Here is a 26,252-nt window from a genome sequence, read left to right on the forward strand (position 1 = left end):
GGCCGGCTAGTGATCGAGCGGGAAAACCCAGTAGCGCAGGATCACCACGAGCAGAATGGTGAGGGCGGTCCATGACGCCCAGTGCCACGCGCCGGTGCCCAGTAGGGCGGCCAGCAGGCCGAAGATGCTGAGGGCGCCCAGCAGGATCGGCATGCCCCACACGAACAGGAAGCCGCGGCCGCCTTTGCCTTTGAACTGGCTCATGCGGGTGTCCTTTGCGGGGCGGCGGCTGCCTGGTGTTTCTTGATGAGGTCGTTGATGCGCGCTTCGGTGGCGCGGCGGCGGGCCAGCCACAGGTACAGGCCGCTCACCAACACCACGATGGTGACCAGGTCGAGCAGCGCCCAGATGATCTTGAGCGGCAGGCCGCCGTAATCGCCGAAATGCAGCGGCCGCGAGACTTCCAGCGCGGTCAGGTACCACGGCATCCGCGCGACCGTCGTCAGTTCGCCGGTCCGGCCGTCGATCAGAACGGGCGTATTCAGCTTGGACGTCAGCGGCGTGTCGCCGCGCATCCAGGCGATGAAGTGTTGCGGGCTGCCGAAGGCGTTGCCGGGGAATGAAATGAACGAAACCTCGTTGCCGGGCATGGCCTTGCGCGCGGTGTCTGCCGCCAGTTGCGCCGATGCCAGTTGCGTGGGAATGGGCTGGCCCTTGTAGGGTTCCAGGACGCGAGGCAGTTCGGTGGACTGCCATAGCCGGAAGAGCGGCGTGGACAGTTCGTTGACGACGCCGGTGACGCCCACCACGAACGCCCAGACCAGCGTGACGATGCCCAGCAAGTTGTGCAGGTCCAGCCACTTCAGGCGTGTCGAGCGCGTGGCGCGCACGGTGCCGAATTCCAGCTTCTTCATGAAGGGGCCGTACAGCACGACGCCCGACACGATGGCCACGCAGAACAAGAGGCCCATGAAGCCCAGGAACAGCTCGCCCGCCAGCCCCGCGAAAAGGTCCACATGCAGCGCCAGCATGACGCCCATGAACGAAAACTTGTCTTCGGAGTAGAGCGGGCCGTCGAGCAGCACATCGCCCGTGCGCGCGTCCATGCGGATGGCATGGCCCGAGGCCTGCCCGTCGCCGGGCGTCTTGGCCATGCCGACGAAGACCTGCGGTTCGTCGGGGTCGAAGAACAGGTAGTCGACGACCTCGTTCGGGTACAGCTCGCGGGCGCTCGCCACAAGCTTGTCGAGGTTGGCGGGCGGCGTGCCGGCAGGCACCTCCGATAGCGGCTTGGCATCGTCCAGCCAGTGCTCGATCTCGTGATGGAACACGAGCGGCAGGCCGGTGAGACAGATGATCAGCAAGAAGATCGTGCAGACCAGGCTGGTCCATTTATGGACCAGATACCAGGTTTTGATGGTGGACGCGGCGGTCATGGCGGCGGCGGGGGAGCGGCCAGGCGCAACCCCCTCAAGAACGGAACGGGAAAGGAGGAAACATTATCACGAACAAGAGCGATTCTCGTAACGCTATTTGACCCTTTCGGCGTCCGGGCTGGCCGTGGGGACAGAGCAAAGCGGGTTAAAAAGAAGGGTCAGATTTTTCCTTGCGGCATACCCGAAGCATCATGGAGCAGCGTTTTCTCAAGGTCCCGCGCAATGAAGCCGGCCGCGATTTTGCGGTGGGCGACGTGCACGGCCATTTTTCGCGTCTGCAACAGGCGCTGGATGAACTGGGGTTCGACCCCGTCTTCGATCGGCTTTTTTCCGTGGGCGACCTGGTCGACCGCGGGCCCGAGAACGAAGCCGCGCTGGACTGGCTGGAAAAGCCGTGGTTTTACGCGGTGCAAGGCAATCACGAGGACTACGCGATTCGCCATGTGCGCACCGGGCAAGTGGACGTGAAGAACTGGCGCGGTTACGGCGGCGGCTGGTTTCTGGATTTGCCTGCCGAGCGGCAAGCGGTGTTTGCCGAAGCCTTTACCCGGCTGCCCATTGCCATCGAGGTGGAAACCTCGTCGGGCGCGGTCGGACTGCTGCATGCCGACTGCCCGGTGCTGTTCTGGCCCCGGCTGGAATCCGCGTTGCAGGACCGCTACAAACGCACCAGCGCGGCGTGCCAGTGGTCGCGCGACCGCCTGCGCCAGATGGACCGCACCGGCATCCTGGGCGTCAGGGCGGTGGTGGCGGGGCATACCCCGGTGGCATCGCCGCTTGCGCTGGGCAACGTGTATCACATCGACACCGAAGGCTGGAACGGCGGCTACTTCACCTTTTTGAATCTGGAATCCCTGCAGGCGTGGCCGCGCGAGGTCGTGACCGAGGCCGCGGCCGCCGAGTAGCGGGGGCGGGTCCCAAAAGAAAAACGGGCGCCGAGGCGCCCGTTTTGCGTGATGCGCGGCGCTTACAGCGGCCGGGCGGTCACCGTGCCGGGGCTGGTCACGGCGCTGGCGCTTACGCCGGCCGAGTCGGCCGGCGCGGCCGCGGCAGGCAGGGCCGGCGGCTGCACGCCGCCCGCGGCGGGCATGGCCTGCGCCTGCGGGCCAGGCGCGGCGTCCGCGCGCGGCACCGGGATCGGCATCAACGGCGGTTGGATCGGACTGTCTTGCGGGGCCGCGGCGCCGCCCGGAGGCAGCGGCTTGACCGAGGTGTCGACGCCATCCGTCGAGCGGTTGTTGTTCAGGAAATCAGTCAGCGCGTCGCCGGAAGACAGGTCCAGCGAGGCCACTGCCTGGCCGGGCGGGAATTCGGAGAAGTAGTACTCGCCGTTGTCCACCAGCAGGCCATCGGGACGGGGCGCCGGCTTGGCTTGCGGCACGTCCTTGAGCACGGGCTGCATGTAGTCCAGCCAGGTGGACAGCGCCAGACCGCTGCCGAACTCGTTGGTGCCCAGCGACTTGGGCTGGTCAAAGCCCATCCACACCGTGGTGGCCAGCGTTTGCGTGAAGCCCGAGAACCAGACGTCGACCGCGTCGTTCGTGGTGCCGGTCTTGCCGCCGATGTCGTTGCGCTTGAGCACCTGGTGCGCGCGGGCGGCGGTGCCATTGACGGTGACGTCCCGCAGGATGTCGTCCATGACCCAGGCGGTGCGCGGGTCGATGGCGCGCGCCTGCGCATCGCCGGCCACGACGGGCTGGGCCTTCATCAGCACGTTGCCGGAGCGGTCCGTGACGTGGTCGATGAGGTAGGGCGTCACGCGATAGCCGCCGTTGGCGAACACGCTGTAGCCATTGACGACTTGCAGCGGCGTGGCGCCGCCCGCGCCCAGGGCAAGCGGCAGCACGGCCGGCCAGCGCGACTTGTCGAAGCCGAAGCGCGTCAGGTAGTCCTGGGCATATTGCGGGGAGATCGCCTGCAGGATGCGGATGGACACCATGTTCTTGGACCGCATGAGGCCCTGACGCAGGGTCAGCATGGGTTCGTACTTGTTGCCGTCGTTCTTGGGCTGCCAGGCCTTCGAGCCCGTCTGCTCGGCGGTCAGCATGAAGGGCTGGTCGGAAATCTGCGTGGCGGGCGTGAGGCCCCGTTCCAGCGCGGCCGCGTAAACGAACGGCTTGATGTTCGAACCGGGCTGGCGCCAGGCCTGCGTGACGCGGTTGAAGTGGCCGCGATTGAAGTCAAAGCCGCCGATCATGGCGCGGATGGCGCCATCCTGCGGCACCATCGACACCAGCGCGGCCTGCAGCGCCGGCATGTTGATGATTTCCCAGTTGTCGCCGTTCTTGTGGATGTAGACGACGGAACCGCGGCGAATGCGCTGGGTGTCGCTGGCCTTGGGATTGAGCGCGCGGGCGACAACCGCCAGGGCCTTCTTGTCCGAGATCGTGATGATGTCGCGTCCGCTGCGCGCCACGGTGACTTCGGTGGGGCTGGCGGCCAGCACGACGGCGGCGAGCAGGTCTTCGCTGTCGGGCGACTTTTCCTGCACGCCATCCAGGACCTCGTCGAGCGCCTGCGGATCCTTTTCCACGCCGTCGGGCAGGTCGACCTGGTCTTCCGGACCCGGATAGACGGCGCGGCGCGTGTAATCGATGATGCCGTCGCGCACGGCGCGGTAGGCGGCTTCCTGGGCCTTGGAATCGATCGTGGTGTAGACGTCGATGCCCTGCGAATACGTGTTTTCCTGGAAGACGCCGTACATCAGCTGGCGGGCCAGCTCGGCGGGATAGTCGCCATGCACCGCGAAGCCGCGCGCGCTGCTGCCGTCCGAGCCGCGGATCGTGAGGCGCTGGTTCAGGGCCTCTTCGGTTTGCTCCGGCGTCAGGTAGCCCAGCGTCTTCATGCGGCCCAGCACGTAATGCTGGCGGATTTCCGCGCGCGGGAAGTTGGTGATGGGGTTAAAGCGCGAGGGCGCCTTGGGAATGCCGGCCAGCATGGCGGCTTCGGCCGGCGTGACTTCCGACAGCGGCTTGCCGAAGTACGTGCGCGAAGCGGCGGCGAAACCATAGGCGCGATGGCCCAGGTAGATCTGGTTCATGTAGAGCTCGAGGATCTGGTCCTTGGTGAGCTCGGATTCAATCTTGAACGTCAGCAGCAGTTCGTAGAACTTGCGCGAGTAGGTCTTCTCCGACGACAGATAGAAGTTGCGCGCGACCTGCATCGTGATCGTGCTGCCGCCCTGGGACTTGGAGCCCTTGACGATGTTGGTCAGCACGGCGCGCGCAACGCCCATCCAGTCGACGCCGCCGTGGCTGTAGAAACGGTCGTCCTCGGCCGCCAGCACGGCTTGGCGCATTACCGGGGGGATCTCGTCGAAACGCAGCACGTTGCGGTGCTCTTCGCCGTATTCGCCGATCAAGACCTTGTCCGCCGTGTAAATGCGCAGCGGCACGCGCGGCCGGTAGTCGGTCATCGCGTGCAGGTCGGGCAGGCTGGGCCACGCCAAGGCCAGCGCGAGGCCGAGCAGGATGGCGCCGCACACGGCTGCGCCGGCGGCTGCGATGCCCGCTTTGACCAGGAGAGGTTTCCAGGGGAGGCCCGATTTGCCGCCCGGGTTGGCGGAGGATTGCTGGGGGGTGCTCATTGCAGGCGATTCTAGGTCAGAACGCTATAGACCGCCCAGGGCGCAATAAGGTTTCGGTAACGAAATCTGCCCGCCCAGGAGGAATTCAGCGTTATGTCAGGCGCTTCCGGCGCCGGGGACGGATTGCAGGTAGCGCTGCGGCGGCGCGCCCAGCGCTCGGTGGAACATGGCCGAGAACGCGCTGGCGCTACGGTAGCCAAGGTCCGCGGCGATCCGCGAGACGGGTTCGCCCAGCGACAGGCGGCACACGGCGTCGGCCAGGCGCACCTGCTGCACCCATTGGCGGTAGTTCAATCCCAGTTCGCTTTGAAACAATCGGATCAATGTGCGGCCGCTTGCGCCGATCTCGCTGCCCCAGTCGTCGATGCCGCGCTGCAGCCCGGGCTGGTCCAGGATGGCCGCGCAAATGGCTTGCAGGCGCCGGTCGCGCGGCCAGGGGATCTGAATCGGCACGACGCGGGCCGCGGCCAGTTCGGCCAGGATCAATCCGGCGATCTGTTCAATCCGTCCCCCGAGCGGGTAGTCGATGGGCTCGGCCGTCAGCGCCAGGATCAGTTCGCGCAACAGGCCGCTTACCTCGATCACCTGGCACTGGGGCCAGTAGCCCGCGGCCGCTTCGGCCTGGATGTAGAGCGAACGCATGGAGACCGCGCCCACCATGTCCACGCCGTGCGGCACGCCGGCCGGCACCCAGAGCGCGCGCAGCGGCGGCAGGGCCCAGAAGCCGCTGGGCGTGGTGACGCGCATCACGCCTTCGATGGCGTAGATGAGCTGCGCGCGGGGGTGCGAATGCGAGCCGGTCTGCGCGCCCGCGGGAAATTCCTTGGCCATTGCCGTCACGACGCGCGGGCGATGCTGGTAGTCCTGGGCATTGATGCTGCGCGCGGGATCGGGGGCGGGGCGCACGACCATGGTGTCACTTCCGGCAAAAGAATGAGGGCACGCCCAAAAGCGCAGTGCGCCTATTTTGTCACTTTGGCGACGAAAATTGGCAGATCGCGCGGACGCCGGATTTCTACACTTGAGGCCTGGTTCCGGCGTCTGGCCGGCTGTCCTTCAATCTTTCTTGCGCGACCCATGAACTCCGCCCAGAATCCCGCCGCCGGCCTGGCCGCCACTCCGCCCGCGGCACCGGCCGCCTCGTCCGATCCCTCCACCGCCTTCAAGGTGTTGGGCGCCATCAGCGTGGCGCATCTGATGAACGACATGATCCAGTCGATCCTGCTCGCCATCTATCCGATGCTCAAGGATTCGTTCAGCCTGACGTTCACGCAGATCGGCTTGATCACGCTGGTCTACCAGCTTGCCGCGTCGTTGCTGCAGCCCTTCATCGGCTTGTACACCGACCGGCATCCGAAACCGTACTCGCTGCCGGTGGGCATGGGGTTCACGCTGGTGGGCCTCTTGCTGCTGTCGATGGCGCCGTCCTTCGGCTGGCTACTGGTGGCGGCGGTGCTGGTGGGCACGGGCTCGTCGGTGTTTCACCCCGAGTCGTCGCGGGTGGCGCGCATGGCGTCGGGGGGGCGGCACGGGCTGGCGCAGTCGCTGTTCCAGGTGGGCGGCAATGTGGGATCGGCGCTGGGACCGCTTCTGGCGGCGCTGGTCATCATTCCGCACGGACAGGGCAGCGTGGCGTGGTTCTCGGTGGCGGCACTGTTCGGCATCGGGGTGCTGATCTGGATCGGCCGCTGGTACAGCGCGAACCGCGTGCTGCTCAAGCCGCGCGCGCGGCGCGAGGGCGCGGACAATGGGCTCACGCGCCATCAGGTGATGGGCGCGTTGGCGGTACTGGGCGTGCTGGTGTTCTCGAAGTACTTCTATCTGGCCAGCCTGAACAGCTACTTCACCTTCTACCTCATCGACAAGTTCGCGCTGTCGGTGCGCGAGGCGCAGCTGTATCTCTTTCTGTTCCTGGCCGCCGTGGCGGTGGGCACCGTGGTGGGAGGACCGGTCGGCGACCGCATCGGCCGCAAGATCGTGATCTGGGTGTCGATCCTGGGCGTGGCGCCTTTCACGCTGATGCTGCCGCACGCGAACCTGTTCTGGACGGGCGTGCTGGTGGTCATCATCGGCGTGGTGCTGGCCTCGGCGTTTTCGGCGATCGTGGTCTATGCCCAGGAACTGGTGCCGGGCAAGGTGGGGATGATCGCGGGGCTGTTCTTCGGCTTTGCGTTCGGCATGGGCGGCCTGGGCGCAGCGGTGCTGGGCCGGCTGGCCGACGCCACCAGCATTGGCCATGTCTATCAGCTATGCGCCTATCTGCCGCTGCTGGGCGTCGTGGCCATCCTGTTGCCGAAGATGCGGCGCGTGTAGGGGCGCCCGCGAGGATCGCAAGGATGCCGGCGCCAAACGTGCGCGCCACGCCCGCGGGGCGTGGTCGCGGCGCTTATGGCTGGGCCGTCGACGCACGGAACTTTACGGATATTTGCGTAAGTTAACTGTCAATTACTGCAAAGGGAACGTCACGGCGCGGGCGCCTTGGCGTATTCTTTCGTCGCAGGCCGTGCGATCGTCTTGGCGCGGGCGGTAAAGGTTCTGAACGAACAGGCGCGCGTTGCCTCGATGGGCAAACGCGCAGCGGGTCATTTTGTCGTTCTGGTAACAAAAAGCATCAAAAATGCTGACGTGTAACGCGTTATCGATTGCGAACCCAGTGCAACTGCAATTCCCAACGGCGGGGCAGGCCCAGAAGGCCTGAGCCGGAACAACCATGACGACTAGCTTGTTTTTCCTGATGTGGGGACTCGCCACGGCGCTGGCGTTGCCGCTGCTGCTGCCGTTTCATGGCCGCGGCGTCGAAGGCGTGCCCGCGTTCATGGCGGCCAATGCGCTGGCCGTGCTGTCGATGCTGGCCTACGCGTGCGCCGAAATGATGCCGCCCGCGGCCTATGTGATGGTGTCCAACGCGGCCTGGGCCGTGTCCGCCGCGCTGGTGTACATCGGCGTGCGCCAGTTCTTCGGCTTGCATCCGCACATCCTGCGCACCACCGTGTTGTGCTCGCTGTGCACGTTTGGCTTTGCGCTGCTGCTGTATCGCAACGACAGCCTGCTGTCGCGGATGATGCTGTATTCCGGCTACACCTGCGTGCTGATGGCGGCAACGGGGTGGGTCATCTTCCGGCAGCGGCGGCGCATCCAGACCAAAGGCGTCGTGCTCTACCTGCTGCTGGCCTTCTTCGGGCTGGTGGGATTGCATGCGCTGCGCGTGAATGTCTACGGCGCGGGCGTGGAAGCGCCGGTGTCGCTGTTGCAGCCGTCGGCGTGGGGACTGTTCTTCATCGTGTGCGGCTCCGTCACGGTGCCGGGGCTGTTTCTGGCGCTGCTTTTCATGATCCAGTCCAGCCAGGCGGAAAAGATGCAGGCCGCGCTGACGTTCGACAGCCTGACGCAGGCCTACTCGCGGCGCAGCATCCTGGACGAGCTGGAACGCGAGCTGCAACGTTGCGAGCGCAGCGGCGGGAAGCTGGCGGTGCTGGTGCTGGACATCGACCATTTCAAATCCATCAACGACCGCTATGGGCACGCGGGCGGCGACACTGCGCTGCGGCACTTCGCACGCGTGGTGCAGAACGCGGTCCGGTCGAGCGACCGCTTCGGACGCATGGGCGGCGAGGAATTCGTGCTGCTGATGTACGACTGTGATCCGGCGAGCGCGCTGGTGCAAGCGCAGCGCGTCTGCGACGCCTTGCGCGACATGCCGCTTTACCTGCAGGGGTTGGAAGTGCAGATGACCACGAGCGGGGGGCTGGCGTCCTACCAGCCCGGCGATAGCGCCGACGTGATCCTGGCGCGGGCCGACGTGGCGCTGTATCGGGCCAAGGAACAGGGGCGCGACCGGGTGGAAATGGCCTGGAGCGGCCGGGGGATGGTTCGGGCAGGCGGCGGCCAGCCGGCCGCCGCCACGAATGCCCTGGAGGCCGAAGCCGCGGGCACTACGGCTTGAGGTGTTCCGTCAGGAATTTCTCCATGGCCTCGTAGAACTCGAACTTGTTCTCGTCGTTGTGAAAGCCGTGGCCTTCGTTGTCCTTGACCATGTATTCCACATCGACGCCGCGCGCCTTGAGCGCCGATACCATCTGATCGCTCTCGTCCTTGTTCACGCGCGGATCCTTGGCGCCTTGCGCCACGAATAGCGGCGTGCGGATCTTGTCCGCATGCAGCGCCGGCGACGTGGCGGTCAGGCGGTCGCGGTCCCGCACCGGGTCGCCCACCATGTCCTGCATCTTGTCCAGCATCGGCTTCCAGTAGGGCGGAATCGACTTCATGAACGTAAAGAGGTTGGACACGCCCACGTAGTCGACCGCCGCGGCGTACAGGTCCGGCGTGAAGGCCACGCCGGCCAGCGTGGCGTAGCCGCCGTAGCTGGCGCCATAGATGCCGATGCGCTTGGGATCGGCGATGCCTTGCTTGACCAGCCATTCGACGCCATCGGTGATGTCGTCCTGCATCGCCAGGCCCCATTGTCCGAAGCCCGCTTCCCAGAAGTCGCGGCCGTAGCCGGTGGAGCCTCGGAAGTTCATCTGCAGGACGCAGAATCCGCGGTTGGCCAGGAATTGCACTTCGGGGTTGTAGCCCCAGCCGTCGCGGGCCCAGGGGCCGCCGTGCGGGTTGACCACGCAAGCCAGGTTCTTGGGCGTGCGGCCCGCAGGCAGCGTCAGGTAGCCGTGGATGGTGCGGCCGTCGCGGCTTTGGTAGCTGATGGGCTGCACCCGCGACATGTCGGCCTCGGGGATCGCCGGATTCAGGTCCGCCAGCTTGGTCAGCGTGCCGGCCACCGCGTCATAGATGTAGCGCGAACCGGGCGTGCGGTCGTTGTAGGCGGCGACGATGAACTTGTTTTCGTCGCGGTTGCCGCCCTGCAGGACGACGTCGTAGCCGGGCAGGCGCTCGGCGAGGGTCTTGTACAGCGCTTCGGTTTCGGCGTCGAAGAATTTGTATTGCGGCTTGTCGGTCTGGTAGGACGCGACGGTCAGCACGCGGCGCTTGCGCGAGAATGCCGCGCCGTCCAGGTCGACCGCGTCGGGCGTGAAGATGACGTCTTCAACGTCCGGCGTGGCCGGGTCAATGACGACGAGCGAAAGCTTGTCGCGGCCGCGGTTGCTGAGCGCGTAGAACTTCTTGTCGTCGAACGTGAAGAACGCGGGGCTGACGCTGGTGCGGTAGTCGGTGGTGATGAGGGGGCGGAAGTCTGAGGCTTCGTCGTCGCGGTAGAGCAGGGTGGTGTTCAGCCCGTCGCTGGCGACGGCGGCGCGCACCTTGCCGGCGTGGTCGGTCTGCCAGCCGACGATGTCGCCCGGGTTCTGCGCCACCAGCACGGCCGCGCCGGTGTGGACGTTGACGCGGTAGACGTCGAAGACTTCGGGGTCGCGCTGGTTGTGACTGATCAGCACGTGGTCGGGATCGTCTTCCAGGTCGTCCTCGATGCCCGCGCGCACGCCCTCGTAGGGCGTCAGGTCGGTGATCGTCCCGGTCTTGGCATTGACGGCCAGGACGTGGAAGTTCTCGTCACCGCCAAAATCCTTCTGGTACAGCACCACGTCCGCGCCTTTCCAGAAGTAGGCGCTGATGTCGCGCGCGGTCTCGCGGGTCAGTTGGCGCGGTTCGCCGATGAGCTCGCTGCCTTGCAGGGGCTGCACATAAATGTTCATGCGGGCCGGATTGCCGTCCACGCTGGTCGGCTGCATGAACGAGAGCGTCTGGCCGTCGTCCGAGATCCGGAAAAAGCCGCGATCCGGGTTGCGGAAGAAATCTTTCAGGGGATAGGCGCGAGGAGGCGGCTGCGTGGCGCAGGCACCCAATGAGGCGCCGACAATGCCGGCCGCCAGGACGGTGCGCAGGAATGAGAACAAGGGAAACCTCCGTGATGTCGATCCGCGTTGCAATGGCCGGTCGATAATGCCATAGCCGCGCGAGGGGTGTCGAACCGGCCCCACTTATGCCGCCAGGCGGTTTGCGGGATAATCGCGGCAATTCTTCTGGAGATTTACATGTACAGGAATCTGGTCGCGGCCTCGGCGCTGGCCCTGGGGTTGGCCGGCTGCTCGCTCGGCATTTCGCCGGACAGCGCGTCGCCGCACAGCGAATTCAAGGCGCCGGTGGCGTTCAAGGACGCCTACGATGCGGTCATCCGCCAGTCCAACGCCTGCCTGCGCAGCACCGACAACGCCTACCGTGTCGTGTCCGACCTGAACGAAAGCGCGCAAACCGGTGTGGTGCGCGTGCTGGCGCCGTACTCTGATCGGGAAATGTCGCGCGTGGACCTGAAGTCGCTGGGCCCGAAGTCCACGGACGTGCGCGTCGTGATGTGGGGCAAGGGCACGTGGGATGCCGCCGCGATGCGCGCCATGCAGGACGCGGTGTACTACGGGCTGGTGTCGTGCAGCACGTACATGCCGCTGGATCCGCGTCCGCCCGTCAAGCCGTCGCGCGACCTGCCCAGGTAGGACAGGGAGCCTGGTAAGGTCAGTCGCCGCCCGGACGGCGGCGGATGATCTTGAAGGTGGCGGTGGCGCGCGCCACCAGTTCGCCGTCAGCGCGGCGGATGTCGCCCTCGCAGAAGGCGATGGAAGCGCCGCGGCGCAGGCACCGCGCCTCGATGACCAGATCGCCGGTGGCGGGCGACAGGAACGTGGTGTTCATGTCGATGGTGGCCATGCCTTCGGTGGCGTCGGCCGAGCCGCGGGCGGCGGCGCTCAGGGTAAAGTCCAGCACGCTCATCAGCGTGCCGCCGTGCACATCGCCGCGGCTGTTGGTCAAGTCTTCGCGCCACGGCAGCGTCGTGCGGGCGTAAGCGGGCGCGATGCTTTCCGGCACCAGGCCGATGAAACTCATGAAAGGAATGGTCAGGCCGAAGTAGTCGGTGTTGGCGCGGGCGGGTGCAGTCATGGATCCGTCGGGGGCAAGAAGGGATAGCGAATTGTCGCCGGTCATAATATATGTTTTTGCCACGGGATTGAGGCCATGACGGGGCAGGCGCCCGCGCAGTCCGCGCGCAAGATCGTGCATGTGGACATGGATGCTTTCTATGCATCCGTGGAGCAGCGCGACAACCCCGACCTGCGTGGCAAGCCGGTGGTCGTGGCCTGGACGGGCCCGCGCTCGGTCGTGTGCGCGGCCTCGTACGAGGCGCGGCGCTACGGCATCCATTCCGCGATGTCGGCCATCAAGGCCGAACGCCTTTGCCCGCACGCGATCTACGTGCCGCCCGATTTCAACCGCTACCGCGACGTCTCGCGCCAGGTGCGGCAGATCTTCGCGCGCCATACCGATTTGATCGAACCCTTGTCGCTGGACGAGGCCTACCTGGACGTCACGGTCAACAAATGCGGGCTGCCGTCGGCCACCGAGGTGGCGCAGGTGATCCGCCAGCAGATCCGCGAGGAAACCGGCCTGACCGCATCGGCGGGCGTGGCGCCAAACAAGTTCCTGGCCAAGATCGCGTCTGACTGGAACAAGCCCGATGGACTGTTCGTGGTGCGGCCCAACAAGGTGCTGGCGTTTCTGGAGGCCTTGCCGGTGCGCAAGGTGCCGGGCGTGGGCAAGGTCACGCAGGCGCGCCTGGAGCAGCTTGGCATCCAGACGGTGGGCGACCTGGCGACGCACAGCGCGCAGGAACTTGAGCACTATTTCGGCCGCTATGGCCGGCGCCTGTATGAACTGGCGCGCGGCATCGACGAACGCGAGGTGCAGACGGACCAGCCGCTGCAACAGGTGTCCGCGGAAACCACGTTTTCCAACGATGTCCGGCTGGATGCCGTGGGAGACGCGCTGGACCGCATGGCGGAAAAAGTGTGGGATCAGGCGCTGAAGAAGGGCGCCTTGGGACGCACGGTGGTGCTCAAGCTGAAGACCGACCGCTTCCGCATTCTGACGCGCAGCCAGACCTGCGCGCAGCCGCCAGCATCCGCCCTGGAACTGGCCGCGCTGGCTCGGCTGCTATGCGAACGGGTCGAACTGCCGCCGGACACGCTGTACCGGCTGGCGGGCGTGGGCATGAGCAACTTCGCAGACCCGGCGGAGCAGTCGCGCCAGCCGGATCTGTTTGGGGGGGCGTTTTAGTTTGCGAGGCGGGCTTTCACTTGCTGCGACAGCGCGGTCATGTCGGCGCGGCCGGCCAGGTTCTGCTTGAGGATCGCCATCACCTTGCCCATCGCGGGCGCGCCGGTCACGCCTTGCGCGGCCACTTCCGCCAGCGCGGCGTCGATGGCGGCAGCCACTTCCTCGGGCGTCGCGGCCTGGGGCAGGAATTCCTGCAGCACGGCGAGTTCGCCCTTTTCCTGCTCGGCGGTTTCCGTGCGGCCAGCCTGCTCGAACGCGGCGATCGATTCGCGGCGCTGCTTGACCTGCTTTTCGATGATGGCGGTGATTTCGGCGTCGGACAGATCGCGGCGTTCGTCCACTTCCTTCTGCTTGACGGCAGCCAGCAGGAATCGCAGCGTGGTCAGGCGCTCGGCGGCCTTGGCGCGCATCGCGTCCTTGACGGCGTCAGACAGGCGGGTCTTGAGCGTAGCAGTGCTCATCGGTAAACCTTTGTGGTGTTGCGGTAATCGGGAAGTGTAAACCGGGCCGGGGCGCACCGGGCGGCCCCGGCCCGTTGCGCTTACTTCACCGTGGCGAGGTCGCCGCGCAGCGCGACGCCTGCCACCATGGCGCCGGCGTGGCACTCGTAATCGGTGGTGCTGCGGTATTCGTTCTTGCGGTAGTAGCTGACGATATTGGTGACGGCATTGGCGCCGGCCTTCTTCGCGGCTTCATGCAGCGCGATCACGGCGGACTGGGCCACCCACACGCAAGCCTCTTCGTCCTTCTTGGCAAAGGCGTTCGTCTTGCGGTTGGTGACCACGCCGGCCTCCAGCACCTTGCCCTTGGGCCCCGTGCCCGCCAGGTAGAACTTGACGCTGCCGTCGATCTTGCCGGCGTCCTGCGCGGCCTTGATGGCGGCCGCGAGGGGCAGGTGGACGGTGCGATCCGCGGCCAGGACCGGGGCGGTCAGGGCAAACGACACGGCCAGCGCGCCAGCGAGCTTGCAATGGAGGGTCATGACTTGCATTCCTTGATGAGACGTTGGAAAAGCGGGAAAGCGGGGAAGCGGGGAAGCGGGGAAGCGGTACCAGCGGCGCTGGCCCGCGTCAGGGCCAGCGCTTGAAGATCAGGGACGTGTTGATGCCCCCGAACGCGAAGTTGTTGTTCATCACGTATTCGTTGCTCATGCGCCGGCCGTCTCCGTCCAGATAGTCGAGCTCACCGCATAGCGGATCGACATTCTGCAGATTCAGCGTGGGCGCGTACCAATCGTTCCTGAGCATCTCGATGCTGAACCACGATTCCAGCGCGCCGCAGGCGCCCAGCGTGTGGCCCAGGTAGCTTTTCTGCGAACTGATCGGCATGCGGCTGCCAAAGAGGCCGGAAGTCGCCTGCGTTTCGGCCACGTCGCCCTGTTCGGTCGCGGTGCCGTGCCCGTTCACGTAGCCGATTGCCTCGGGCGGCAGGCCGGCGTCGGCCAGCGCCATCTCCATCGCGATGCGCATGGTGGCCGCCTCGGGCCGGGTGATGTGCGTGCCGTCCGAATTGCTGCCAAAGCCCACGATCTCCGCGTGGATGCGCGCGCCGCGGGCCTGGGCGTGTTCCAGCGATTCGAGGACCAGCATGCCGCTGCCTTCGCCGATGACCAGTCCGTCGCGGTCGCGGTCGTAGGGGCGGGGCGTCAGTTCCGGCGTGTCGTTCTTCTGGCTGGTTGCGTACAGCGCGTCGAACACCAGCGCTTCGCTGGGGCACAGTTCTTCGGCGCCGCCCGCCAGCATCAGGTCCTGACGGCCGTAGCGGATGGCCTCGTAGGCGTAGCCGATGCCCTGGCTGCCGGACGTGCAGGCGCTGGAGGTCGGGATGATCCGGCCCTTCAGTTCGAAGAAGATGCCGATGTTGGCCGCGGTGGTGTGCGGCATCATGCGCACGTAGGAATTGGCGTTCAGGTCATCCGTCACGCCGTTCAGCAGCATGTTGCCGAAGGCGCGGATTTCCGCGGTGCTGCCGACCGACGATCCGCAGGCCACGCCCATGCGCCCGTCGGTGATGCTGCGCTCGCCCAGCAGGCCGGCGTCGGCCAGGGCGTTTTCGGCGGCGCGCACCGCCAGCTGCGACACCCGGCCCATGCTGCGCAGCTGCTTGCGCGTCCAGTGCGAGGGCGGCTGGAAGTTTTCGACCGGGCCGCCCAGACGGGTGTTCAGTTCCGTGTAGCGCGACCAGTCGGGCATGACGCGAATGGCGCTGCGGCCCTCCTGGAAAGCCTGCTGGATAGCCTGCCATTCCGATCCCAGGGCGCTGATGCCGGCCATGCCGGTGACAACGACGCGTTTCATCAGCAAAGTCCTCCGTTTACAGCGATGACCTGGCGCGTGATGTACGCGGCGCCGGGGGACATCAGGAATGCCACGGTCGCGGCCACCTCTTCGGGCCGGCCCATGCGCTGCGCCGGGATGGCCTTCAGGATTTCTTCGACGGGCACCTGCTCGTCGATCATGTCCGTATCGATCAGACCGGGCGCCACACAGTTGACGGTGATGTGGCGTTTGGCCAGTTCCACGGCCAGCGCCTTGGCGGCGCCGATGAGGCCGGCCTTCGAGGCGCTGTAGTTGACCTGTCCGCGGTTGCCGACCAATCCGGAGACCGAGGTCATGCATACCACGCGGCCCGCCGCGCGGCGGCGGATCATGGGCATCGCCAGCGGGCTCATCACGTTGTAGAAACCGTCCAGGTTGGTCCGCAGCACCTGGTCCCAATCGTCGCCCGTCAGGGCGGGGAACGCGCCATCGCGCGTCAGGGCGGCATTGAGCACCACGCCGTAATACGCGCCGTGCGCGTCGACGTCTGCCTGCAGCACCGCGGCGCACTGCGCGCGGTCGGCCACGTCGAACTGAAGGATGCGGGCCTGGCGGCCACGGGCCTGCACCTCGGCCTGGACGGCCTCGGCCTGCGCGCGCTGTTGGCGGCAATGCAGCACCAGATCGTGGCCCGCGTCGGCCAGAGCCAGCGCGATGGCGCGGCCGATGCCGCGGCTCGAGCCGGTGACGAGAATGGGGTCGGCGCTCATTGGGGGGCTTGTTCCTGCATAAGGGTGTTGGGGTCGCTGGGCTGATAGACGTTGAGCCGGGCTTGGGCCAGCACGCGCGTGCCCTCGCGCAGTTCGCATTCGAAGACGCTCATGCCGCTGGCGTCGATCAGGCCGCGTTCGACGTGGATGGTGAGGGCGGCGCCGGCGGGCAACGATGCGTCGTGGCATTCGTAGCGCCGTGTGCCAAGCAGGAAGCCGAGCTTGACGGCTTCGTTGGCCTGGCGGGCCTGGCAACCCGCCCAGGCGCCGACGGCCTGCGCCATCAGTTCCATGCCAAGCCAGGGCGGCAGGGAGCCGTCGGGCAGCGAGTAGGGGCCGGGCCGCACGACGGCCTGAGCGGTAAGGCTGTCCGCGTCATGGTGGGTGACTGCGTCGAGCAGGATCATGTCGCCTGCGTGCGGCAGCAGGCTGGCGATGGGCCACGTCGTCATGGCTGGCCTCCCAGCACCAGGCTGGCATTGTTGCCGCCGAAGGCGAACGAGTTGCTCATGGCGAGCCGCCGCTGGCCCGCCGGGTAGCGGTGCGCTGACGTGCTGAAGTCCAGCGCGGGCAGCGCCGGATCCGGTTGGCCATCCCACACATGGGGCATCAGCGCGCCCTGCGTGTTGGCGGCGGACAGCGTGATCCAGGCCAGCGCGGCTTCCAGGGCGCCGGCCGCGCCCAGCGTGTGGCCGGTCAGCGCCTTGGTCGACGCGCAGGGCACGCCGTTCGGAAACACCGCGTGCGTGGCGTGGCTTTCCATGGCGTCGTTGTGCGGCGTGCCGGTCCCGTGCAGGTTGAGCCAGCCGATGCTGGCGGCGTCCACGTTGGCCGATTGCAGCGCGGCCTGCATGGCCCGGCGCGCGCCTTCGCCGGTCGGGTCGGGCGCGGACATGTGCCAGGCGTCGGAGCTGGCGCCGCCGCCCAAGAGCGCCACGGCGTTGGCATCGGCCGGATCGGGTTCCATCAGGAACAGCACGCCGGCTTCGCCGATGTTGATGCCGCGGCGATGGGCCGAGAAGGGCGCGCACAGCGCTTCGTCCACCGCTTCGAGCGTCGCGAAGCCATTGATGGTCAGGCGGCAGAGCGTGTCGGCGCCGCCGCAGATCACTGCGTCGCACAGGCCCAGCTGCAGCAGCCTGCGCGCCGACAGCAGGGCGCGGGCGCTGGAGGTGCACGCGGTGGACAGGGTGTAGGCCGGCCCCGTCACGCCCAGCCAGTCCGCAAGGAAGGCGGCGGGCGAGGACAGGGCCTGCCGGCGGTAGTCGTAGTCGTCCGGCCAGGCGCCGTGCGCGCGCAGATGGCGGAACGCGGGCGCATTGTCGTTCACGCCGGACGTGCTGGTGCCCAGCACCACCGCGACCCGCGCGGCGCCGTACCGGGCGATGGCGCCGCGCAGCCGGTCCTCGATCTGGAGGGCTGCGGCAAGCAGCAACTGGTTATTGCGGCTGTGGTGATGCACGGGCATGTGCGGGGGCGCCGGCGGCAGCGCGGCGGTGACGGCGCCCAGCGTCAGTGTGCGGCCGTTCACCCAGCCGTCCTGGGCGCGCATGCCGCTGGTGTCGCCCGCGAAAGCGGCGCGGCCGACGGCGTCCACGCCAGCACCCAGCGCGCAGACGATGCCGGGAGTGCCAAGCCAGGTCGTCATGGCTGCTCCTTCAGTGGGGTGATGCGCCACGTCACGCCGCTGGCGCTGCCGATCGACAACGCCTGGCTCTGCGAGTCCGCGGGATAGGTGACCGTCCAGCGCACCTTGCCGCCATCGAGCAGCAGACGTTGCGTGGCGCCGCCTTGCGAGGCCGCGCGCCACGACGCCTGGCCGTAGGCTGCGTCAAGTTCGGCCTGCGGGGTCCAGGCAAACATCAGCGCCGCGAACAGATCGCGCGCCTGCGCGTTGGGCCGCATGAAACCATCGTTGCGCCATTGCCCGCGCTCCAGCATCTGGCGCGCCTGCGGCACGCCCATGGGGTCGAACAGCGACCACCGCAAGGCGGCGTCTTCGCGCTGGACCACCAGCAGCAGGTCCTGGGCGGGCTGGCCCGGCGCGGCCTGCACCACGTGCAACTGGCGCGGCAGCGAAAAGCCGGCGTCGCGCGCGGGCAGGGGCGGCGCGCCCGCGCAGCCGGCCAGCGCCAGCAAGGCCAGCGTCATCGCCAGGGCGCGGCAGGCGGACAGGAAGGAGGCGGGATGGGCGGTCATGACGGGTTCAGGCGGGCTGGGCGAGCCTGTCGCCGCTGCGGCACAGCTCGCTCAACATGCGCAGGCGGCGCTGCGGGTTGGCGACGAAGGGATTGGCCGTGTCCCAGGCGTAGCCGGCCAGGATGGAGCTGATCATGCGGCGAATTTCCGGTTGCGCCTGCTGATAGAAGACGACGTCCTGGAATTCGCCGGTGTACCAGCCCTGCACGTAGGCTCGGAAGGTTTCCACGCCGATCATCAGCGGGTCGGCGAACTCGGCTTGCCAGTCCACCTGCGCGCCGCCCAGTTGCCGGTGCAAGGCGTCCGCGGCCAGCTTGGACGAGCGCAGTGCGATGGTGACGCCGGACGAGAACACCGGATCCAGGAATTCCGCGGCGTTGCCCAAGAGGGCGTAGCCGGGGCCGTGCAGGCGGGTGACGCTGGCGGAGTATCCGCCGATGGTGTTGGCCGGCGTGTCCCAGACGGCGTTCTTCAAGACGCGCTTCAGGTTGGGCGCGGCATCGGCCATGGCGCGCAATGTGGTCATCAGGTCCTCGGCGGGGCCGCCAAAAAGGTCATCGCCGCCCACCACGCCGAACGAGCAGCGGCCGTTGGAGAAGGGAATCAGCCAATACCAGATGCCGCGCTGTTCGGGGTGAACCGTGATCAGGATCTTCTCGCGGTCAAAGCCGGGATCGTCGATGCGGTCTTCGATGTGCGTGAAGATGGCCTTGCGGGGCGGCAGGCCGGACGGGCGTTCCAGGTCCAGCAGACGGGCCAGCACGCGGCCGTAACCGCTGGCGTCCAGCACGAACTGGCTCTTGACCTGGTAGGCGCTGCCGTCGGCGCGGCGCACGTCCAGCAAGGGCCCGGCGCTGCCGAAGTCCGCGGCGGTGACTTCCTGCTGGTAACGCACCTCGACGCCCTGGCGCGCGGCGTCGTCCGCCAGCACCTTGTCGAAATGCGCGCGCTGCACCTGGAAGGTCGTGCCCGGCCCGGCGGTGAACTTGTCGCGGAAGTCGAAGTACGTGTAGGCGTCGCCGCAGGCGAACGCGGCGCCGTTCTTGACCTGGAAGCCCGCGGCCTGGACGGCGGGCAGCATGCCGGCCTCTTCCACGAATTCCAGGCAATGCGCGAGCAGGCTTTCGCCGATGGAGAACCGGGGGAACTGCTGGCGCTCCAGCATGAGCACGTCATGGCCCTGCCGCTTGAGCAGTGCCGCGGCAACCGCGCCGGCGGGGCCCGCCCCGATAACCACAACTTCCCGATGTTCCATGCTGGAGGTTTCCATGATTCCTTGGTGAAAGAGGCAGATGTCAGGCCCGCCGGGGCGGCCCGACCCAGGGCGCCCACAGGAGCGAAAAGGCGACGCCCAGTGCCACCGCCAGCCCGAAGTTGGCGATGGCGGGCGTGTGGCTGAGGGCAAGCAGTCCGAAAGACAGCAGCGTCGTGACGGCGCCCAGCAGAATGCCGACGAGGCTGGCGGCGGCGCCAGCGACGCGCTCATACATGAAGATGGCGTAGTCCACGCCGATGGCCGACACCAGCAGCAGGCCGAAGAGGCTGAAGAGCGTCAAGGGCTGGCCCAGGTAACCCAGCGCGGCCAGGCTGCAGGCGGTGGCCGCCAGCGGCACGGCAAGGATGCGCCAGGTGGCGGCGCGTCCCAGCGTCAGAAGCAGCAGCACGGCCGCGGCCACGTAGGACAGCAGCTTGAGTTCGGCGGCTTCGACCCGCGTGGCGGCGAACATGCGGTTCAACTCGCCGCTGCGGTCGACCAGCGTGACGCCCGGCGCGGCCTGCGCGATGGTTGGCAGCGCGGCCGGATCGGTCAGGCCCAGCAGCGAGATCATGCCGGCGTATTCGCCGTCGTGCTGGCCTAGCCACAGCGCGCGCCAGCGTTCGGCCTGCGGGCCTTGCAGCGCGCCGTCGATGGTGACGACCGGCAGCGCCGCCAGCGACTGCAGCTCCTGTGTCACGGCCTCGAGCGGAATGCCGAGGTCCGTCATGGGCTTCCACACTTGCGGTTGTCCGGCCAGCTCGGCCAGGCGGCGGCCCAGGGCCTGCTGGTCGGCGGCGGGCGACACAAGCTGGCTGAGCGCGTTGTAGGTGGCCAGGCCGCCCCGCTGGACCAGCGTGTCGAGCGCTTGCGCGACCCGCGCCTGGCGGCGCAGCAGTTCGTCGGGATCGGGGGCGCGCACCAGAAAGAACTGGCTTGTGGGCACAAAACCGGTGATCTCGCCGATCTGCCGGGCCTGCTGCATCAGCGGCGCCGGCAGGCTCAGCCATTGACGCAGATCGTCCTGGATGCCCAACCGCGCGATGCCGCCCGCCGTCACCGCCACCAGGACGGCCGCCCCGGCCCACAGAAGGCCGCGCCGGGCGCCCAGCCGTTCGCGCGTGGCGAGCGCGGCCTGGGCAAAGTGAAGCAGCGGCAGCCAGGGGCGCGGCTGCCAGCCCCGCATCCACGCCGGAAGCTGGCACACGGTGCAGGCATACGCGCCAAGCAGGCCGGCCGCCGAGAACACGGCGGTCTGGGTCAGCGCCGGAAACGGCGTGAACGCCAGCACGACATAGCCCACCAGACTGGCGGCCAGGCTGATCGTCAGACCGGGCAGCACGCGGCGCAGCGCGGGCCACGCTTGCCAGTCCGGCATCCCGAAGCGCTTGCCCAGCCAGTGCATGGGAAAGTCGACCGCCACCCCGATCAGGCTGGCGCCGATGACCAGCGTCAGGACGTGGATCGAGCCGAACACCGCGACGCACGCGACCGCGCCGGTCACGAGGCCCACGGCCACGGGCACGAAGGCCAGCAGCACGCGCCAGCGGCGCAGCGCCAGCAGCAGGACGAGCACGATGCCGATCGTGGCGCCGGACCCGATCCAGCTGCTTTCGGCGACCGCCTGCGCTTTGCCGGCCGCCGCGTACAGCGCGCCGCCCGCCACCAGCATCTGGGCGCCGCCGGCCTCCAGGGCCTCGCGGTCCTTGGCGATCTGCGTGGCGATGCGTTGCGGCGCATCGGCATCGAACGCGTCGCCGCGCGTCTCGGCGCGCACGAGCACCCAGCGTTTGCCGTTCTGCTGCGCCTGCAGCGTGCCCGAGCCCATGTCGTAATGCACGGGTCCGCCGGGCCTGAGCGATTGCTCGGCGCGGCGCGTGAGCCCCAGCCAGTCTTGATCGGCGGGCACGAGGCCCGACGAGGAGAAAGGATCGGACAGCTCGCGCGCGCGGCGCTGTGCGAATGCGGCGGGATCCGTCTCAAGCAGTTGGCGGTCCGCCAGCGGCAGCATCGCCAGGCGGCCGGCCAGCAGTTGTTCGCGCAGGGCGGCCAGGTCCACATTGACTTCCACCTGCACGACCGAAAAGAGGCCGCTGTCCGACCAGCGTTTGGCAAGCAGGCGCGCCGGCTGCGCGGGGTCGGCGCCATCCGGAGCAGACACCAGCGCGATGAGCTGGCGCGACAGCGGTTCCTGGATGCGGGCCTCGGCCAGCTGGCGCGTGGCGTCACTGGCGCTTTGCGGCACCAGCTCCATCAGGTTGGCCGACACCGGCCAGCCATTGCGGCATTGCCAGGCGCCGGCAAGCAGCACCAGCAGCAGCCCCAGCTTGAAGAGGCGGGGCAGCCAGCGTTCAGTCCGAGAATGCACGCTGTTCCTCGGGCGTGAGCGCATCGGCCGCAACCGCGCCCGTCATCTGCAGGACGCTGCGGTCGCCTTGCGTCTCGCGCAATTCGATGCGATCGACCAGCGCGCCGCCGTCGATCTGGATCGTGCTGAAGATCTGCTTGAGCAGCGCCGACCGCGGCGTCAGCGTCAGTTTCCAGGCGGTCGCCTCGCCCGTCAGCGCCAGGTCGAAGTTCTCTTCGAGCCCGCGCGTGTCGCCAGCCAGGACCGACAGGAACAGCTGGTTCTCGCGTCCCGCGCCGGTGTGCTGGGGCAGCGCCTGCCAGGCGCCCGATTCGTCGCGGCGCGCGATGCCGTCGGCGTTGATGCGCAGGTCCTGGGCGATGGGCGTACGCAAGCGCCAAAGCAGGCCCTTGCCCGCCGCCAGCGTGAAGTCGCCCCGGCTGGTCAGGGGTTGGGGCAGCGACCGCAGGAATTTCTGCTGGACGAACTGGCCGCGCACGATCGGCGTGGCGCGCAGTTGCTGTTGCAGGGCGTTCAGGTCGAACGCCTGGGCGCTCAGGGGCAGCAGCGCCATCGCCAGCAGAAAGAGAAATCGGATCAGGCGCATGTCGCGGCCTCCTGGGATTGAAGGGCGCGTTGGACCGCATCAACGAAGACGTTGGGCGAGGTCAGCTGCATTTCGCGGCTGGTCAGGCACACGGCGACCTGCTCGGAGGTGGCCCGGGTGAGCCGCTGGCCCGTGGCCGCGTCTTGGATCAGGTAGTTGATCTTGAGGCGGTGCTCCCATTCGACCAGTTCGGCGCGCACGACCAGGCGTTGGCCGAACTGCGCGGGCTGGGCGTAGCGCAGATGCAGGTCGATCACCGGCCAGGCGTAGCCGCTTGCCCGCATCGCGTCGTAGTTGTGGCCGATCCGGTCCAGCAGTTCGCAGCGCGCCTGTTCCAGGTATTTGACGTAATGGCCGTGCCACACGACGTTGATTGAATCGACATCGAAGAAGGGCACACGGATTTCGACTTGCGCGCCGATCGCGCCACGTTTACGCATCGTCTTTCCAGAAGGGGTAGAAGTTGAACCACTGCAGCGGCGCGTCGCGGCAATGCGCGGCCAGACGGTCGGCATAGCGCTGGGTCCAGACGGCGATCTGCGCCTGCCGGGTCGCGCGCGTCCATTCGACGCGCTCGGTCAGGCGCTCCATCGAGACGCGATAGCGGCCGCCGTGCCGGGTGCAGCGCAGCAGGTTCACGGGGCAGCCCAAGAGGCCCGCCAGAAGCCACGGGCCCTGGGGGAACAGGGCGGTGGCGCCCAGGAATTGCACGGGTACCGTGCGGTCGCCGCGCAGTGGCACACGGTCGCCGGCGATGGCAAGCCATTCCCCGCGCTCCAGGCGCTCGGCCAGATCCAGCATGACGGCGGCATCAAGCTCGCTGACCTGGATCATGCGCAGCCCGCCGCCGGCCTCGTCGAGCAGGCGGTTGAAGTTCACGGCGTGCTTGCTGTGCACCAGCACATTGAGCCGCAGCGCGCCGGTCTGCTCCGCAAGCGCGCGGCAGATTTCGAGGTTGCCCAGGTGCGAGCCCACCAGAATCTGTCCGCGCCCGTGGCCCATCTGGCCATGCAGGCCGTCCGGGTCCGCGATATCCAGACGCGCCATCGTGATCTTGCCCTGCCATACGTCCAGCTTGTCCAGAATGGCGGTGGCGAAGGCGAGGTACTGGCGGTACACGGGCAGGGCGCGCGGCAGCGGCGCGGCCAGTTCGCCGGAGGCCGCCACGCGAGACTGGTACACCGCGATCGCGCGCCGCGCGCGGGCGCCAAACGCGTAGAAGTACAGCACCACCACCCAGACCACGGGCGCGACCGCGCGCCGTCCCAGCCTGCGCGCGGCCCAGGCCGTCAGGCGCATCAGCACGGGGCTGCCGCGTTCGCGCTGCCCGGCCCAATGCGGATCGGCCACGCTCATGGCTGGGCGCTCCGGGACACGCGGCGCCACAACAGCGCCGGCGACCGGGCCAGCATGCCGAAAAACAGGCGCGCGTGCATGCGGCTGATCAGCACGTTGTCTTGCAGGCCCTTGAAATGCGAAATGCCGCCCTCGGGGTAGACCACGCGCGTCGGCAGCCAGGCCATGCGCACGCCGCGCCAGTGCAGCCGCACCAGCACGGCAATGTCGAAGTCCATGCGCTGGCCGACGTGGGCGCCGTCGATCACCGGCAGCACGGCTGCCAGCGGGTAGACGCGAAACCCGCACATGGCGTCGGGGATGTCGAGCGACAGGGTGTTGATCCAGACCCACACGCGGGTCAGCCAGCGGCCGTAGAGACGGCTGCGCGGCACGTCGTCGCCGTACACGGGCGCGCCGCAGATCACGGCGTCCGGCTGCTCGCGCGAGGCTTGCGCGAATAGCGGGATGTCTTGCAGCGCATGCTGGCCGTCGGCGTCCACCTGCAGGGCATGCGTGTATCCCAATGCCAGCGCGGCCCGCAAGCCATCCTGCACAGCGGCGCCCTTGCCGCCGTTGACGGGGCGGCGTACCAGGTGGGTGTCGGGCCGTTCGGCCAAGGCGTCCAGCACGGCGGCGCATGCGGGGGCCGAGCCGTCGTCCACCAAAACGCAAGGCAGGCCTTGCGCGGCAAGCTGTGCGACGACCGCGGCGACGGTGCCGCCGTGGTTGTACACGGGCACGACCGCGCAGAGCTTATGCGGCGTCATGGCTTGCTCCGTGGAGAATGCGCCCGGACGAGCACGGCGCGTCATTCACCGTGAACGTGAAGTAGAGCTTCTGTTTGGCGGTATCCCATTTCAGCGTCAGGACGGCGGCGTCGCCCGGACGCAGCAGACGCTGGAACTTCAGCGCTTCCATGCCCGCGAAGTTCAGGCCGGGGTGCAGGTCGCGCTGGGCAAGCGACATGGCCCAGCTGATCTGCGCCACGCCCGGCACGACCGGCGCCGCGGGAAAGTGTCCGCTGAAGTAAGCCAGGTCGTAGGGAATGTCGAGCGTATAGCGGCGTTCGTTGTCCGGTTGGCCGGGCAGGCCAGCCGGGATGGCGGCGGGCGCCACGGGGCGCGGGCCGGCCGCGGCCTCGAAGTCGGCTTGCGGCAATTTGCCTTGGGCGTTGGCGGGCAGGTGGGGCAGCAGCCGCCAGGTGCGCGGAATCGCCAGCGATTCGAAGCGCGCGGCCAGATGGCCGCGAAGCGCGTCCACCACGGCTTTGCGGCCCTGGTTGCGCAGTGCATGCAGGCCGTGGGCCGACAGCGCAACGAGCGCGGCCAGGCGCGTGGCGCCGGCGGCCTTGCCGAGCCGGACGTCGGTCGCGAAGGCATGTTCCATCAGCGCGTGTTCGATCATGGGGAGTGACACGCGCTTGTCTTCGATCTTCATGATGCGGTCCAGCCTGCCGAGCAGCCGGAAACCCGTCGCTGTGAGCTCGGCGCCATCGGCGGTCTGCGCCTCGCTGGACTGCACCCAGGGCGACGACACGCGCAGTGCGCCTGCGTCGTTCAGGTCGACGCTGACGCCCGGCAGCGGCTGCCAGTCGGTGTCGCCGGTGCGCCAGGCGACCGCGCCCGTTTCGGAACTGCCGTAGATCTCGGTGGGGCGCAGTCCGAGCGAACTTTCGATGTCGTCGGATACGTCAAGCGGCAGCGCGCCGCCCGACGAATGGATGCGCGTCAGCCGCCCGCGCAGTTGCGCCGCGTCCAGGCGCTGGCCCAGCCGGCGCAACAGCGCGGGGCTGGCGATCCAGGCGAATGTGGGAAAGCGCAGGCTGGCCTGTTGCAGGTCTTCGGGGTACAGCCGCTGGCGGCGGTCGATCTGGCGGCCCGCGCAAAGCGGCCACAGCACGCGGAAGGGTAGGCCGTACATATGCTGGGCGGACACGCTGCCCAGCACGGGCGTGTGCGTGTCGGGCCATTGGCGCTGCAAGGCGTCGATCTCCGCCGCAAGCTGGCGCCATTGCTTGACGATGTGCTTGGGCGCGCCGCTGGACCCCGAGGTGCACAGCACCAGCGTCACCGATGCATCCAGTTCGGCCGGCGCGAGCGGCGGCTGGTCCAAGAGGTCCGCCAGCCGCCATTGCCGCCCGGCAGGCACGGGCAGATCGGTGTCGGTCAGCCACGCATCGACCGTGCAGTCCAGGCCGTTGCAGGTCTGGCCCTGGTTGTCTCCGGGCAGGACGGCCACGACGCCCGCGCGCCAGCACGCGAGCAGCGCGCAGGCCAGTTCCACCGCGTCGTCGAACCACAGCGCGGCGCGGCGCACCGGGCGCGCGCGCAACGCGCCCGCCACGGACAGGGCGTTCCGCGCAAAGACCTCACGGGTGATCGCCGGGCCATCCGCGATGGCGGCGTCCATGCCGCCAGGGGCGGGCATCAGCAGGCGGGGCAGGGGCGTCCAGGCCATG

Annotated in this window: 25 protein-coding genes; 5 read left to right on the plus strand and 20 right to left on the minus strand. The window is 68.0% G+C overall.

What is annotated here, in order from left to right; all coding sequences use genetic code 11:
• Positions 1 to 6: 6 nt before the first annotated feature.
• Positions 7 to 204: a hypothetical protein gene (locus KVT32_RS06235; protein WP_056315961.1), complete on the minus strand. Its 198-nt coding sequence runs from the start codon at positions 202 to 204 to the stop codon at positions 7 to 9.
• Positions 201 to 1,376, minus strand: coding sequence for a PepSY domain-containing protein (locus KVT32_RS06240; protein WP_217617835.1), 1,176 nt, complete (start codon positions 1,374 to 1,376; stop codon positions 201 to 203). Before KVT32_RS06240 ends, KVT32_RS06235 begins: the two co-directional genes overlap by 4 nt.
• A gap of 191 nt (positions 1,377 to 1,567) precedes the next feature.
• Here KVT32_RS06240 and KVT32_RS06245 point away from each other — a divergent pair, with 191 nt between their 5' ends.
• The gene (locus tag KVT32_RS06245; protein WP_217617836.1) at positions 1,568 to 2,281 is read left to right on the plus strand and encodes a metallophosphoesterase; all 714 of its coding nucleotides are present in this window, start codon (positions 1,568 to 1,570) and stop codon (positions 2,279 to 2,281) included.
• 62 nt (positions 2,282 to 2,343) lie between these two features.
• On the opposite strand, the gene KVT32_RS06250 is transcribed toward KVT32_RS06245, so the two are convergent.
• Together KVT32_RS06250 and KVT32_RS06255 are read right to left on the minus strand one after the other, a co-directional pair.
• On the minus strand, positions 2,344 to 4,962 hold the full coding sequence (locus KVT32_RS06250; RefSeq protein WP_062841860.1) for a penicillin-binding protein 1A: 2,619 nt from the start codon (positions 4,960 to 4,962) through the stop codon (positions 2,344 to 2,346).
• A gap of 96 nt (positions 4,963 to 5,058) precedes the next feature.
• Positions 5,059 to 5,874: a helix-turn-helix domain-containing protein gene (locus KVT32_RS06255; RefSeq protein ID WP_217617837.1), complete on the minus strand. Its 816-nt coding sequence runs from the start codon at positions 5,872 to 5,874 to the stop codon at positions 5,059 to 5,061.
• Between the two features lie 165 nt (positions 5,875 to 6,039).
• On the opposite strand from KVT32_RS06255, the gene KVT32_RS06260 reads away from it, so the two are divergent.
• Together KVT32_RS06260 and KVT32_RS06265 are read left to right on the plus strand one after the other, a co-directional pair.
• On the plus strand, positions 6,040 to 7,275 hold the full coding sequence (locus KVT32_RS06260) for an MFS transporter (RefSeq protein WP_056315973.1): 1,236 nt from the start codon (positions 6,040 to 6,042) through the stop codon (positions 7,273 to 7,275).
• Between the two features lie 397 nt (positions 7,276 to 7,672).
• Positions 7,673 to 8,905 carry a GGDEF domain-containing protein gene (locus KVT32_RS06265; RefSeq protein WP_217617838.1) on the plus strand — a complete coding sequence of 411 codons (1,233 nt, stop codon included), beginning with the start codon at positions 7,673 to 7,675 and terminating at the stop codon, positions 8,903 to 8,905.
• Here KVT32_RS06265 and KVT32_RS06270 read toward each other — a convergent pair.
• A complete protein-coding gene (locus KVT32_RS06270) occupies positions 8,895 to 10,811 on the minus strand; it encodes a S9 family peptidase (protein ID WP_217617839.1) in 1,917 nt (638 codons plus the stop codon). The genes KVT32_RS06265 and KVT32_RS06270 overlap by 11 nt on opposite strands.
• 138 nt (positions 10,812 to 10,949) lie before the next feature.
• Here KVT32_RS06270 and KVT32_RS06275 point away from each other — a divergent pair, with 138 nt between their 5' ends.
• A complete protein-coding gene (locus KVT32_RS06275) occupies positions 10,950 to 11,405 on the plus strand; it encodes a BPTD_2524 family lipoprotein (RefSeq protein WP_056315981.1) in 456 nt (151 codons plus the stop codon).
• Between the two features lie 19 nt (positions 11,406 to 11,424).
• Here KVT32_RS06275 and KVT32_RS06280 read toward each other — a convergent pair whose 3' ends face one another.
• On the minus strand, positions 11,425 to 11,847 hold the full coding sequence (locus KVT32_RS06280; protein WP_152383986.1) for a PaaI family thioesterase: 423 nt from the start codon (positions 11,845 to 11,847) through the stop codon (positions 11,425 to 11,427).
• Positions 11,848 to 11,922: 75 nt separating this feature from the next.
• Between KVT32_RS06280 and dinB the strand changes: the two genes are divergently transcribed.
• Entirely contained in the window at positions 11,923 to 13,020 is a 1,098-nt protein-coding gene (gene dinB / locus KVT32_RS06285; RefSeq protein ID WP_152383987.1) for a DNA polymerase IV, read from the plus strand.
• Here dinB and KVT32_RS06290 read toward each other — a convergent pair.
• The 14 genes from KVT32_RS06290 to KVT32_RS06355 all read right to left on the minus strand — a co-directional run bounded on the left by KVT32_RS06290 (position 13,017) and on the right by KVT32_RS06355 (position 26,251).
• Positions 13,017 to 13,481 (minus strand): GatB/YqeY domain-containing protein, encoded by a 465-nt coding sequence (locus KVT32_RS06290; protein ID WP_217617840.1) that lies wholly within the window; start codon positions 13,479 to 13,481, stop codon positions 13,017 to 13,019. The two genes, dinB and KVT32_RS06290, sit on opposite strands and share 4 nt — an antisense overlap.
• An 80-nt stretch (positions 13,482 to 13,561) precedes the next feature.
• Positions 13,562 to 14,002, minus strand: a complete 441-nt coding sequence (locus KVT32_RS06295; protein WP_128828003.1) for an excinuclease — start codon at positions 14,000 to 14,002, stop codon at positions 13,562 to 13,564.
• Positions 14,003 to 14,090: 88 nt separating this feature from the next.
• A complete protein-coding gene (locus KVT32_RS06300) occupies positions 14,091 to 15,317 on the minus strand; it encodes a beta-ketoacyl-ACP synthase (protein WP_217617841.1) in 1,227 nt (408 codons plus the stop codon).
• Complete coding sequence (gene fabG / locus KVT32_RS06305; RefSeq protein ID WP_217617842.1) at positions 15,317 to 16,048, minus strand: 3-oxoacyl-ACP reductase FabG; 732 nt, start codon at positions 16,046 to 16,048, stop codon at positions 15,317 to 15,319. Before fabG ends, KVT32_RS06300 begins: the two co-directional genes overlap by 1 nt.
• Positions 16,045 to 16,500, minus strand: coding sequence for a hotdog family protein (locus KVT32_RS06310; protein WP_056315998.1), 456 nt, complete (start codon positions 16,498 to 16,500; stop codon positions 16,045 to 16,047). The genes fabG and KVT32_RS06310 overlap by 4 nt, the downstream gene beginning before the upstream one ends.
• On the minus strand, positions 16,497 to 17,696 hold the full coding sequence (locus KVT32_RS06315) for a beta-ketoacyl-[acyl-carrier-protein] synthase family protein (protein ID WP_217617843.1): 1,200 nt from the start codon (positions 17,694 to 17,696) through the stop codon (positions 16,497 to 16,499). Before KVT32_RS06315 ends, KVT32_RS06310 begins: the two co-directional genes overlap by 4 nt.
• Positions 17,693 to 18,247, minus strand: coding sequence for a DUF3261 domain-containing protein (locus KVT32_RS06320; protein WP_056316002.1), 555 nt, complete (start codon positions 18,245 to 18,247; stop codon positions 17,693 to 17,695). Before KVT32_RS06320 ends, KVT32_RS06315 begins: the two co-directional genes overlap by 4 nt.
• A gap of 7 nt (positions 18,248 to 18,254) precedes the next feature.
• A complete protein-coding gene (locus KVT32_RS06325; protein WP_254636782.1) occupies positions 18,255 to 19,517 on the minus strand; it encodes an NAD(P)/FAD-dependent oxidoreductase in 1,263 nt (420 codons plus the stop codon).
• A gap of 25 nt (positions 19,518 to 19,542) precedes the next feature.
• On the minus strand, positions 19,543 to 21,870 hold the full coding sequence (locus KVT32_RS06330) for a hypothetical protein (protein ID WP_217617844.1): 2,328 nt from the start codon (positions 21,868 to 21,870) through the stop codon (positions 19,543 to 19,545).
• On the minus strand, positions 21,854 to 22,456 hold the full coding sequence (locus KVT32_RS06335) for an outer membrane lipoprotein carrier protein LolA (RefSeq protein WP_217617845.1): 603 nt from the start codon (positions 22,454 to 22,456) through the stop codon (positions 21,854 to 21,856). Before KVT32_RS06335 ends, KVT32_RS06330 begins: the two co-directional genes overlap by 17 nt.
• A complete protein-coding gene (locus tag KVT32_RS06340) occupies positions 22,447 to 22,896 on the minus strand; it encodes a thioesterase family protein (RefSeq protein ID WP_175156708.1) in 450 nt (149 codons plus the stop codon). Before KVT32_RS06340 ends, KVT32_RS06335 begins: the two co-directional genes overlap by 10 nt.
• Positions 22,889 to 23,812 carry a glycosyl transferase gene (locus KVT32_RS06345; RefSeq protein ID WP_056316011.1) on the minus strand — a complete coding sequence of 308 codons (924 nt, stop codon included), beginning with the start codon at positions 23,810 to 23,812 and terminating at the stop codon, positions 22,889 to 22,891. Before KVT32_RS06345 ends, KVT32_RS06340 begins: the two co-directional genes overlap by 8 nt.
• Entirely contained in the window at positions 23,809 to 24,561 is a 753-nt protein-coding gene (locus tag KVT32_RS06350; protein ID WP_152383998.1) for a glycosyltransferase family 2 protein, read from the minus strand. The genes KVT32_RS06345 and KVT32_RS06350 overlap by 4 nt, the downstream gene beginning before the upstream one ends.
• Entirely contained in the window at positions 24,548 to 26,251 is a 1,704-nt protein-coding gene (locus tag KVT32_RS06355; protein WP_152383999.1) for an AMP-binding protein, read from the minus strand. The genes KVT32_RS06350 and KVT32_RS06355 overlap by 14 nt, the downstream gene beginning before the upstream one ends.
• Position 26,252: the final 1 nt, after the last annotated feature.

This window comes from Achromobacter sp. GbtcB20, assembly GCF_019091095.1.
Taxonomy (GTDB): Bacteria; Pseudomonadota; Gammaproteobacteria; order Burkholderiales; family Burkholderiaceae_B; genus Achromobacter; species Achromobacter mucicolens.

Bases quoted from the DNA above. Each gene is read 5' to 3' on its own strand.
- KVT32_RS06265 (WP_217617838.1), top strand. From the start codon at position 7,673: ATGACGACTAGCTTGTTTTTCCTGATGTGGGGACTCGCCACGGCGCTG.
- KVT32_RS06325 (WP_254636782.1), bottom strand. From the start codon at position 19,517: ATGGAAACCTCCAGCATGGAACATCGGGAAGTTGTGGTTATCGGGGCG.
- KVT32_RS06240 (WP_217617835.1), bottom strand. From the start codon at position 1,376: ATGACCGCCGCGTCCACCATCAAAACCTGGTATCTGGTCCATAAATGG.
- KVT32_RS06350 (WP_152383998.1), bottom strand. From the start codon at position 24,561: ATGACGCCGCATAAGCTCTGCGCGGTCGTGCCCGTGTACAACCACGGC.
- KVT32_RS06255 (WP_217617837.1), bottom strand. From the start codon at position 5,874: ATGGTCGTGCGCCCCGCCCCCGATCCCGCGCGCAGCATCAATGCCCAG.
- KVT32_RS06250 (WP_062841860.1), bottom strand. From the start codon at position 4,962: ATGAGCACCCCCCAGCAATCCTCCGCCAACCCGGGCGGCAAATCGGGC.
- dinB (WP_152383987.1), top strand. From the start codon at position 11,923: ATGACGGGGCAGGCGCCCGCGCAGTCCGCGCGCAAGATCGTGCATGTG.
- KVT32_RS06295 (WP_128828003.1), bottom strand. From the start codon at position 14,002: ATGACCCTCCATTGCAAGCTCGCTGGCGCGCTGGCCGTGTCGTTTGCC.
- KVT32_RS06235 (WP_056315961.1), bottom strand. From the start codon at position 204: ATGAGCCAGTTCAAAGGCAAAGGCGGCCGCGGCTTCCTGTTCGTGTGG.
- KVT32_RS06275 (WP_056315981.1), top strand. From the start codon at position 10,950: ATGTACAGGAATCTGGTCGCGGCCTCGGCGCTGGCCCTGGGGTTGGCC.
- KVT32_RS06320 (WP_056316002.1), bottom strand. From the start codon at position 18,247: ATGACCGCCCATCCCGCCTCCTTCCTGTCCGCCTGCCGCGCCCTGGCG.
- KVT32_RS06300 (WP_217617841.1), bottom strand. From the start codon at position 15,317: ATGAAACGCGTCGTTGTCACCGGCATGGCCGGCATCAGCGCCCTGGGA.
- KVT32_RS06335 (WP_217617845.1), bottom strand. From the start codon at position 22,456: ATGCGCCTGATCCGATTTCTCTTTCTGCTGGCGATGGCGCTGCTGCCC.
- KVT32_RS06310 (WP_056315998.1), bottom strand. From the start codon at position 16,500: ATGACGACGTGGCCCATCGCCAGCCTGCTGCCGCACGCAGGCGACATG.
- KVT32_RS06345 (WP_056316011.1), bottom strand. From the start codon at position 23,812: ATGAGCGTGGCCGATCCGCATTGGGCCGGGCAGCGCGAACGCGGCAGC.
- KVT32_RS06315 (WP_217617843.1), bottom strand. From the start codon at position 17,696: ATGACGACCTGGCTTGGCACTCCCGGCATCGTCTGCGCGCTGGGTGCT.
- fabG (WP_217617842.1), bottom strand. From the start codon at position 16,048: ATGAGCGCCGACCCCATTCTCGTCACCGGCTCGAGCCGCGGCATCGGC.
- KVT32_RS06260 (WP_056315973.1), top strand. From the start codon at position 6,040: ATGAACTCCGCCCAGAATCCCGCCGCCGGCCTGGCCGCCACTCCGCCC.
- KVT32_RS06290 (WP_217617840.1), bottom strand. From the start codon at position 13,481: ATGAGCACTGCTACGCTCAAGACCCGCCTGTCTGACGCCGTCAAGGAC.
- KVT32_RS06245 (WP_217617836.1), top strand. From the start codon at position 1,568: ATGGAGCAGCGTTTTCTCAAGGTCCCGCGCAATGAAGCCGGCCGCGAT.
- KVT32_RS06340 (WP_175156708.1), bottom strand. From the start codon at position 22,896: ATGCGTAAACGTGGCGCGATCGGCGCGCAAGTCGAAATCCGTGTGCCC.
- KVT32_RS06280 (WP_152383986.1), bottom strand. From the start codon at position 11,847: ATGACTGCACCCGCCCGCGCCAACACCGACTACTTCGGCCTGACCATT.
- KVT32_RS06355 (WP_152383999.1), bottom strand. From the start codon at position 26,251: ATGGCCTGGACGCCCCTGCCCCGCCTGCTGATGCCCGCCCCTGGCGGC.